This is a genomic window from Rhodococcus sp. no. 34 (assembly GCF_054589475.1).
Genome location: NZ_BAAILK010000004.1, coordinates 1 through 8,130, shown reverse-complemented (window position 1 = coordinate 8,130; position 8,130 = coordinate 1). Strand labels below are relative to the sequence as shown.

At 58.0% G+C, this 8,130-nt stretch carries 11 protein-coding genes; 2 read left to right on the top strand and 9 right to left on the bottom strand.

Annotated elements, in window-relative coordinates:
* Positions 1–815 precede the first annotated feature (815 nt).
* Positions 816–980, bottom strand: coding sequence for a helix-turn-helix transcriptional regulator (locus ACYP01_RS00275; RefSeq protein ID WP_256519661.1), 165 nt, complete (start codon positions 978–980; stop codon positions 816–818).
* Between the two features lie 678 nt (positions 981–1,658).
* Here ACYP01_RS00275 and ACYP01_RS00270 point away from each other — a divergent pair.
* Together ACYP01_RS00270 and ACYP01_RS00265 are read left to right on the top strand one after the other, a co-directional pair.
* Positions 1,659–2,726: a DNA cytosine methyltransferase gene (locus tag ACYP01_RS00270; RefSeq protein ID WP_459678094.1), complete on the top strand. Its 1,068-nt coding sequence runs from the start codon at positions 1,659–1,661 to the stop codon at positions 2,724–2,726.
* On the top strand, positions 2,723–4,720 hold the full coding sequence (locus ACYP01_RS00265) for a BbrUII/HgiDII family restriction enzyme (protein WP_459678092.1): 1,998 nt from the start codon (positions 2,723–2,725) through the stop codon (positions 4,718–4,720). Before ACYP01_RS00270 ends, ACYP01_RS00265 begins: the two co-directional genes overlap by 4 nt.
* A gap of 70 nt (positions 4,721–4,790) precedes the next feature.
* Here ACYP01_RS00265 and ACYP01_RS00260 read toward each other — a convergent pair whose 3' ends face one another.
* The 8 genes from ACYP01_RS00260 to ACYP01_RS00225 all read right to left on the bottom strand — a co-directional run.
* The gene (locus tag ACYP01_RS00260) at positions 4,791–5,657 is read right to left on the bottom strand and encodes a hypothetical protein (RefSeq protein WP_459678090.1); all 867 of its coding nucleotides are present in this window, start codon (positions 5,655–5,657) and stop codon (positions 4,791–4,793) included.
* A gap of 99 nt (positions 5,658–5,756) precedes the next feature.
* Complete coding sequence (locus ACYP01_RS00255; protein ID WP_459678088.1) at positions 5,757–6,107, bottom strand: phage tail fiber protein; 351 nt, start codon at positions 6,105–6,107, stop codon at positions 5,757–5,759.
* 1 nt (position 6,108) lies between these two features.
* Positions 6,109–6,426: an LtfC-like domain-containing protein gene (locus ACYP01_RS00250; protein WP_459678086.1), complete on the bottom strand. Its 318-nt coding sequence runs from the start codon at positions 6,424–6,426 to the stop codon at positions 6,109–6,111.
* A 46-nt stretch (positions 6,427–6,472) separates the two neighbouring features.
* On the bottom strand, positions 6,473–7,159 hold the full coding sequence (locus tag ACYP01_RS00245) for a hypothetical protein (RefSeq protein ID WP_459678083.1): 687 nt from the start codon (positions 7,157–7,159) through the stop codon (positions 6,473–6,475).
* Entirely contained in the window at positions 7,156–7,530 is a 375-nt protein-coding gene (locus ACYP01_RS00240) for a hypothetical protein (RefSeq protein WP_459678081.1), read from the bottom strand. Before ACYP01_RS00240 ends, ACYP01_RS00245 begins: the two co-directional genes overlap by 4 nt.
* A gap of 4 nt (positions 7,531–7,534) precedes the next feature.
* Entirely contained in the window at positions 7,535–7,762 is a 228-nt protein-coding gene (locus ACYP01_RS00235; protein ID WP_459678078.1) for a holin, read from the bottom strand.
* A gap of 1 nt (position 7,763) precedes the next feature.
* Positions 7,764–7,892, bottom strand: coding sequence for a hypothetical protein (locus ACYP01_RS00230; protein WP_347871256.1), 129 nt, complete (start codon positions 7,890–7,892; stop codon positions 7,764–7,766).
* Positions 7,889–8,130 (bottom strand): peptidoglycan-binding domain-containing protein (locus ACYP01_RS00225; protein ID WP_459678075.1); only part of this gene is annotated, 242 nt, incomplete at its 5' end. The genes ACYP01_RS00225 and ACYP01_RS00230, both read right to left, overlap by 4 nt.

The following is an 8,130-nucleotide window of genomic DNA, read 5'->3' as shown; positions in this document are numbered from 1 at the left end:
TCGAAGATGTCGAGAATCTTACCGACCCTTTCGGCTGACCTGCGATATCGTATCGATGCAGTTCACAGCGTTGTTGAGATTCTCTAGGTTCGCAGTATTTCGACCGCTTTCGGTGCTGATGCGGGACCAGTGCGGGACCAAATAGGGGATTTCACAGGAAATCTGGCGAGGGTTGACTCTTCGAAATCAACCCTCGGGCGTTGACTACCGGAAGTAGTAATCCGTCACGTACGGTCCGTACGGTCCGTCTGGTTTGATCTGAGAATGAAACGACTCCTGCTCGCTCTCGCAATCCCGGCCTCGCTCATTCTGTCGGGGTGCTCGAGCAGTCCGACCGAGGGCGACCCGATGCCTTCGGCCACATCGACTTTCAACGTGCTGGATGGTCTTGTCCTTGAGTCGGAGACGACTCCGCCGAACGCGACGACCGCGATCGTTGAGCCGTCAGCTGAACTCGAAGAGGGGACGTCCGCGAGCGTGGCCAATCTGCCGGGCGAGTCACAAATGTGTCGCGACCTCATGGAAATGATGGAGCAGTTCCCAGGGACTAGCACCGAGGAGCGCCGAGAAGCTCTGACGAATCTTCGTGCCGAGAGTGCTGCCTCGGAGGACTGGCGATCGAAGACAGCGAGTGAGCAGGCAAGCATGAATCGCGCATTTGACGCCGCAATGAGCGGTGAATGCTGACGAACTTGTCGGTGCCTTCACCTACTGTCTGTCGCGCGGGGTCGGGAGGGTAAGGGAAGACCAGCTCGGCCCCGCACAAACAACAAAAAGCCCCACCTCATCACGAGGCGGGGCTTTATTGGGGCGTCTCATGTCTTGCGGGACTTGACCCATTCGTCGACGGTTTCTTTCGTCCAGCCTTGGTTGCGGCCGATCATCGCGTCGGGCGGTGGAAATGTCTTGTACTGCTTGACGGTGGCGAGGGTGACGCCGAGGTAGTCGGCGATTTCGCCGCGCGACATGAAGCGGATCACGGTCTCTCCTTGGTTCGGGTACCCCTCATGATAGCACCCTTAAAGATGGTCAAGAAGTCTATCCAGATTGAGAATCAAACAACTTTCACGTCTTGCAAACCACCCTTAAGGGTGCTACAGTTATGAGACAACAGCAGAGAGGGGGTGAGTGAATGACCGAAAGCCGAATCGCCCTGATCGTCGGGATTGCAACACTGATCACGAACATCTGGATGGCAGTCCAGAATCGGGGAACGAGGAAGCGAGGCAAACACCGGAAGCGGAAACGCTGACCTGAGACGGGACCGGGGTGAAGGAGTCACCCCGGTCCCACCTCAAGGGTCCATCATAGAAGACAACACAGCAAGGAGACTGAGATGCTCAAACGCAACTACGACATCCTAGGAACAATCAGCACAGGTGCAGTCCTGGCGATCCTGTCGGCCCCCTGGCCGCTCTGGATTGTCTGGGGTGGCATCGTCGTCTACCAGGTGCAGAACCGGCTGAGGTACAGGAAGCCTGTCGACGCATAGGCGGAGTCTCGCCCCGGCCGAGGTGCGCGCACGGATCTAAAAGTGTCCGGATGACATCGCGCTTGACCGACCGACAGAGTTGGAACTGCTTCCCACTTCCGAAGCTACTGTGCAGGAATGCGCGCCGCGGTCGACGGGCATACCTCTGACGGTCTACATTTAGCGGATGTCGAAGGTGCAATCCAAGATCACCGCTGTTGATCTGTTCTGTGGAGCTGGCGGTCTGTCCTACGGTCTCCAAAAGGCCGGGGTGTCCGTCGTTGCCGGCGTCGATACGGATTCGGCCTGCAAATACCCGTTTGAACGCAACATTGATGCCGCGTTTCTAGAGGAAGACGTTCGCGACATCACGGCAGAACATCTCAATGCCCTCTGGCGCGATAGTGAATATCGGTTGCTGGCAGGCTGTGCTCCTTGCCAGCCGTTCTCCTCTTACCGGCGTGGCGCAAACACGTCTAGCGAGGACAACTGGCCGCTATTGCGGGAGTTCGGCAGATTGGTCAACGACAGTCTCCCGGACTTCGTGACAATGGAGAATGTGCCCCGCATCGCGAGTTCTTCTGTCTTCTCTGAGTTCACTGCCCTACTGACCGACTTGGGGTATTCTGTTTCCTTCAAATCATGCTATTGCCCACGCTACGGCCTCGCCCAAAACCGCAGGCGTCTCGTACTTTTGGCGTCGCGTCTCGGGGAGATCGAGGTTCCCGAGGGGCGGTTCGACGAGTCGAATTTCCGCACCGTGCGAGACGTGATTGGCAAACTTGCTCCAGTAGAAGCCGGCGTGGCACATCCGAAAGATAGCCTCCATGTCACTAGAAAACTCTCAGACCTAAATCTTGCCAGGATCCAAGCCTCGCGTCCCGGCGGCACCTGGCACGATTGGCCCTATGAGCTTTTGGCGGAATGCCACAAAAGAGCGTCCGGCGCCTCATTCCGAAGCGTATACTCCCGCATGGAGTGGGATAAGCCGTCGCCAACAGTGACGACTCAGTCGCATAATTTTGGAACGGGAAGATTCGGACACCCGGACCAAGACCGTGCGATCACATTGCGTGAGGCTGCAATGTTACAAGGTTTCCCCAAAAAGTACGCCTTCGTTAAACCGGGTTCGCGAGTCGAGCTCTCAAACCTTGGCCGACTGATTGGGAACGCCGTACCTCCGCTGCTCGGTGAAATTATCGGAAACCAAATCCTGCAGCAGGTCAGGGAAATCGAATTGGGAGACGCCGCATGAGTAGTCCTACACCGAAGTTCTCGATGACGGTGGACATGTCCGTACTGGAGGCGCTCGGCATCAACCTGTACAGCAACGCTGCTGCGGTGCTGTCCGAACTGGTCGCGAACGCTTGGGATGCGGATGCTGGGAGGATCGAAATCGATTGGCGGAAGACTACCGACAAATCTGTCGTCGTGCATGACACAGGCTGCGGGATGACCGTAAACGACGTGAACAACAAGTTCTTGAAGGTCGGCTATCAGAAACGCGTCTCCGATGGAGCCCAGTCGCCGAAATGGGGCCGCGATTTCATGGGGCGAAAAGGAATTGGAAAGCTTTCCATCTTTTCTATCGCCAATGTTGTTGAAGTATTCTCCCAAAAAGGTGACGAAAAATTCGGATTGAAGATCGACGTTGACGACCTTCGACACAGCATCGCAAGTAATAACCCGTACAATCCTGACGAAATCGAAATTCCTTTCGAGTTCGATCGCCCAGGAACTACTATCGTGTTAAGCAGTCTGAAGCACTCGCGCGCAGACATCACAGCGTCTGCCCTTCGGAAACGAATTGCACGAAGGTTTGATGTACTGGACGAAACTCCAGAAGATGAGGGCGGATTCCAGATTCATATAGACGGTAAACGCGTCACCTATGCAGATCGTCAAGAACTCAAAAAACTTGAGTTTATCTGGGAGTTCGGAAAAGAAACATTGCCTACGATTGCACTACCAACAAAAATCAATCGTTTTGTATTAAAGGACAATGTCGTAGATGCAGCCATGGGGTGGACAGTAAACGGCTGGATCGGAACCGCGAAGACCCCGACACAGCTAACAGATGATGACGAAGCAGGATCACTCAAGAACATCATTGTTCTCGCTCGGAAGCGACCGATTCAGGAAGGAATCATTGAGAAACTCGACTTCAGTCGCATCTTCGGAAACTACGTTACCGGGCAGATAGAGGCGAACTTTTTGGACCTAGACGACAAGGATGACATCGCAACGAGCGACCGGCAGCGGTTGATCGAAGACGATCCGCGGGTTCAGGCTCTCCAAAAATTCCTTCGCCAGCAGTTTCTTATCGCCAGCGAGGAGTGGGCGAAAGCGCGTCCCTCGAAGGGTGCCGTTGATGCCTTGGCCCAGTTTCCGAAGGTGAAAGCCTGGGTGGACAGTCGTCCGGCATGGCAGCAAGAACACGCTAAGAAAATGATCGGAACAATTGCAACCCTCGCACTGGAGGGCAAGCAGAGCGAGGATGATCGCAAGACCTTATTCCGATCCGGCATCCTCGCGTTCGAGCGCCTAGGTCTTCGACAGACCGTCAACGACTTGGAAAAACTGAGTAACGTCACCGCCGAGGATTTGCTACCCGTGCTGGCCGAGCAAACATCGTACGAATCAGCTCTTTACATCGATATCCTTAGCTCGCGACTTGAGGCAATTACAAAATTCAGGGAAATTTCCGATGCCGATGAGAAAGAGAAGGTTCTCCAGCAGCACCTATTTGAGAACCTATGGTTACTCGACCCGTCCTGGGAGCGCGCGGCAAGTAGCGCTGTGATCGAGCAGGACTTGCGCAGAATATCGCCGGGTGAGTATGCCATGGACGAGGCAGGAAAAGAAATCCGAGGTCGAATCGATATTCGTTACGCCACTTCTGGCGGAAAGAATGTGATAGTGGAGCTGAAGCGCTACGGACGATCGGTTACAGTATCTGAACTCGTAGAGCAAGGCGGAAAGTACTTGGAGGCTCTCGATTCGGTGCTCAAGACAGCTGACCGGGCCTCAGAAAAAACTGAGGTGATATTCGTACTCGGCGATCATCCCAAGGTGGTCGGATACTCAAACCTCTCCGCAAAACAGGTAATCGACACGCAACTGTCTATTATCAATGGCCGCTACGTTCTGTACGACAACCTGATTTCGAACGCACGGCATCAGTACAGTGAGTATCTAGAAGCGAGCGACAAGGCTAAAGCTCTCGAGGAATTACTGTCGAGTCTTTGATTTCACGGAATGTCCTCGTCGAAGATGAAAAGCCCCCGACCTCGAAAGGTCGGGGGCTTTGTCGTGCGAGTCATTCGACCCAGTATTTGAATCCGACTCGACGTGTCACGCCGAAGGATTGACCGGCCCACATGTAGAGGTCGACGATCTCACCGGCGGCAACGTCGATGGTTATCTCGCCGCTGCGCTGATACTCGGTGTACGCGTTCGGGATATTGACGACCGCAGTGGCACCTCGTTGCACGCCGTTGACGTACGCCGCAATGTTGACGTTGCCCGACCATGTCCAGTAGAGCGGCCCGGCGAACTTGAACTTGGCACCGGTCTTGGTGCCGCGCATTTGCACGCCGTTGCTCACGATCGTGCTGCCTGGGTACGTCGCTGTATCGGCAACCCACCCTGTGGTTTTGGCCGGCGTCGTGCTGCCGGTTTGGTTCTCGGCGGTGAGTGTTGCACCCGACGTCGTGAACGTGGTGATGCTTCCCTCGGAAATGATGTCGATGACGGTATTCGTGTTGATCGTCGGCGACGGCGCCACCGTTGAGGTCGATGTGATGTCGACGATCGTCTCGCCCGCCGCGGTCGGTGACGGGACAACGACAGCGGTGGACGCGATGTCGATGACGGTCTCGGTGCTGATCGTCGGTGACGGTGTGACCGAACTGGTGGACGCAATGTCCACCACCGTGTTCGTGCCAATGGTCGGTGACGGCTTCACCGTTGCTTCGGAAACGATGTCGACGATCGTCTCTGAACTCACGACATCGACGATGTGGATTGTCTCCGACACGACATCGACGACACTCTCTGTGTCGACCGTGACGGACGCGCTGACCGTCGCTGACGAGAGGACATCCACTACAGTCTCGGTGAGATGCCACGGCACACCGACCACAACGCCCGTCGAGATGATGTCGATGACAGTCTCGGTGGACATGCGCACAACCAGCTTCGGCGCCGGCGGAAAAGCGACCGAGGCTTCGTCGACGCCCGGAAAGCGGGCTACCCCGACGTCCGGGGCCGGGAACCTCATGGCTTAGGCCGGGGGCGCGTACGGGATGGTCACCTTGTGGTTGACCTTGGCTTCACCCGACGGACTGATGACGATGTCCGGGTTGTCGATCACCTCGACCAGCGTCGAGCCGTTCCAGCGCGTCATGTGGGTGTACGTGTTCGCGGCGACCGGGAACGTCATCTGCGACCACGCGACGACGCCGAGCGCGGCAGTGCCGGGTGTGGCGGTCTGGCGTGCGTACGAGCCGCCTGTCGCTTCGTTGGCGGTTCCTGCGGGGCCGGGGCTGCCGGTGTGGAGCCCGAAGGTGGAGCCGAGTGCTGCAGCGGATGTCGCGATGCTGTTGGCGGTTGCGACGGGGCATACGAGTGCCATGTCAGAATCCTTCGTCTAGAGGGCGTTGAGCGGATCCTGTGATCCACTCGTAGTCGTCAGTGGTTTCGGTTTCGCCGTTCGGGTATCGGACCCAGATGGTGAAGGTGTCGCCGCTGTCGATGGCGGCGAGTTCGGCCGATTCGATGCGCCAACTCACCGTGTTTCCGGCGATCGAGGTGGCGGGCCAGGTCGGGCCGTCGTCCCAGATGATCTCGATGACGGTTCCGGTGGGGATCGGCCCTTCGCTTCGGGTGCGGGAGAAGATCAAATCACCCTTGGTGATGCTCATGACATCGCGTAGCGGTTCCCAGCCGATCATCTATCCACCTCCTCTACGTCAATTTCGTTGGCACTCATACGTATTCCTATTCGATCGGCTCGTCGGGGTAATCGGGGGTGCCGGTGGCAACCACCCGGTTGTCGTGCTTGATTGCGGACAACCGGGAGTAGAGCGTTCCGCCGGCGAAGTTGCGCCATTTCGCCGAGGTGACCCAGACCTGAACTTCGAAGTTCGGGTCCGGGATCACGAACGGTGCGGTCATATGGTGGGTGAGTCGCGCTCCACCGGGCCGCTTCACATCAGGGACCTCGGAGAAGATGGCGCCGCCCGGATAGCGAACGGACAGGTACATGACCGTCTCGTCGCCGCCACCAAAGACCGTGGATTTCGCGAGCGTGGTTGCCGAAATCTGCCACAGGCCTTTCGATTCCAGTAGCAGACCACCACCGGCAAGGATTCGGACACCCTTGAGCGGTCCGAACTGGCCGGTGAACGGCATCCGAGTGGCACCTGACACGACGGCAGGGTTCTTCGTCATGTAGGCGGCGCCGTAACCCTGCACACCTTCGAGCAGGTCGAGCCGCCCGTTGAGGTCGAGCTGCCCGTCGTGATATGCCTCGCCGAACTGCTGGAGCTTGCCAGTGGACTCGGTAAGAACCGCGAGTGTATCTGCCTCGTAGTCGCTTCGACGTTTGTTCGCCCACGCTTCGATTCCTCCGAGTCCGTCGAGCATCCCCGACGGATATGGTCGGGTCGGATCGGGTGACGTCATCGTTGAACCTCGCTTTCCAGTTCCGGCGGGATCGTCGGCGGTGGTCGACCGGGGGCATGGTTTTCGATCCACAGCAGCAGTTCTCGAATGAAGCGGATCGCCGAGTCGAGCAGTTTCGTCTTGTGCTCGTTCTCCTCTTCGAGGACCTCGATCCGCGCTTCGAGTTTCCCTACGCGCTCTGATAGCGGAACGAGTAGGTCCGTCGCGGTCTGGGCGATGATCTGTGCCGCCTCGACGTCGATCTTCCCCGACTCGGATTCCGTTTTTCCGATGTCGGCCTTACCCTTCCGGCGGCCTATCAGCCAAGCGATGATTGCAAGCAGGAAGGTGCTGACGCCGATCGTGTCGTACCACTCTTGCAGCCATGTCACGCGCTCAGCCGATCAGACTGGCGGAATCTGGATCACCCTTCCCGCTGGCCGCGAGAGCCTTCAGGATCGACAGGACTGCAGCGAATCCCGAGATGGATGCGACGTTGGCCCAGTCGACGTCCAGAATGCCGAAGACGCCTGCACCGAGGGTGGCGACTGCGGCCTGCGCTGCGGTACTGACTGCGCGCTCGGTGGCATCGGCCCAGAACTTGGTGGTGATGAATTTGGACATGTCAGTAGTTCCTTCGTTCGAGTTGATCGCGGTGGATGATGAGGGCGTGACCGGTGGCCCAGCGCCACCCGGCCCACGCGAGTAGGCAGGTGGCACCGAGGACGACGGCAGCGACGGCGAGGGCGGTCATCGGACGCCCATCGCTCGCCAGGTGTCCGGACCCACGACTCCGTCGGCGGCGAGATTGGAGCGGCGTTGCACCTCACGCACCACCGATTCGGTTGCGGGACCGAAGTCGCCGTCCACGGCGAGCTTGGAGTAACTCGCGAACATGCGGTTGAGCAACGCCTGGAGGTATGTCACGTCTCCGCCCGTGGAGCCGCGCCGCAGCGTCGGGCGTGCGACGGGCTTGGGGATCACCGGCGGGG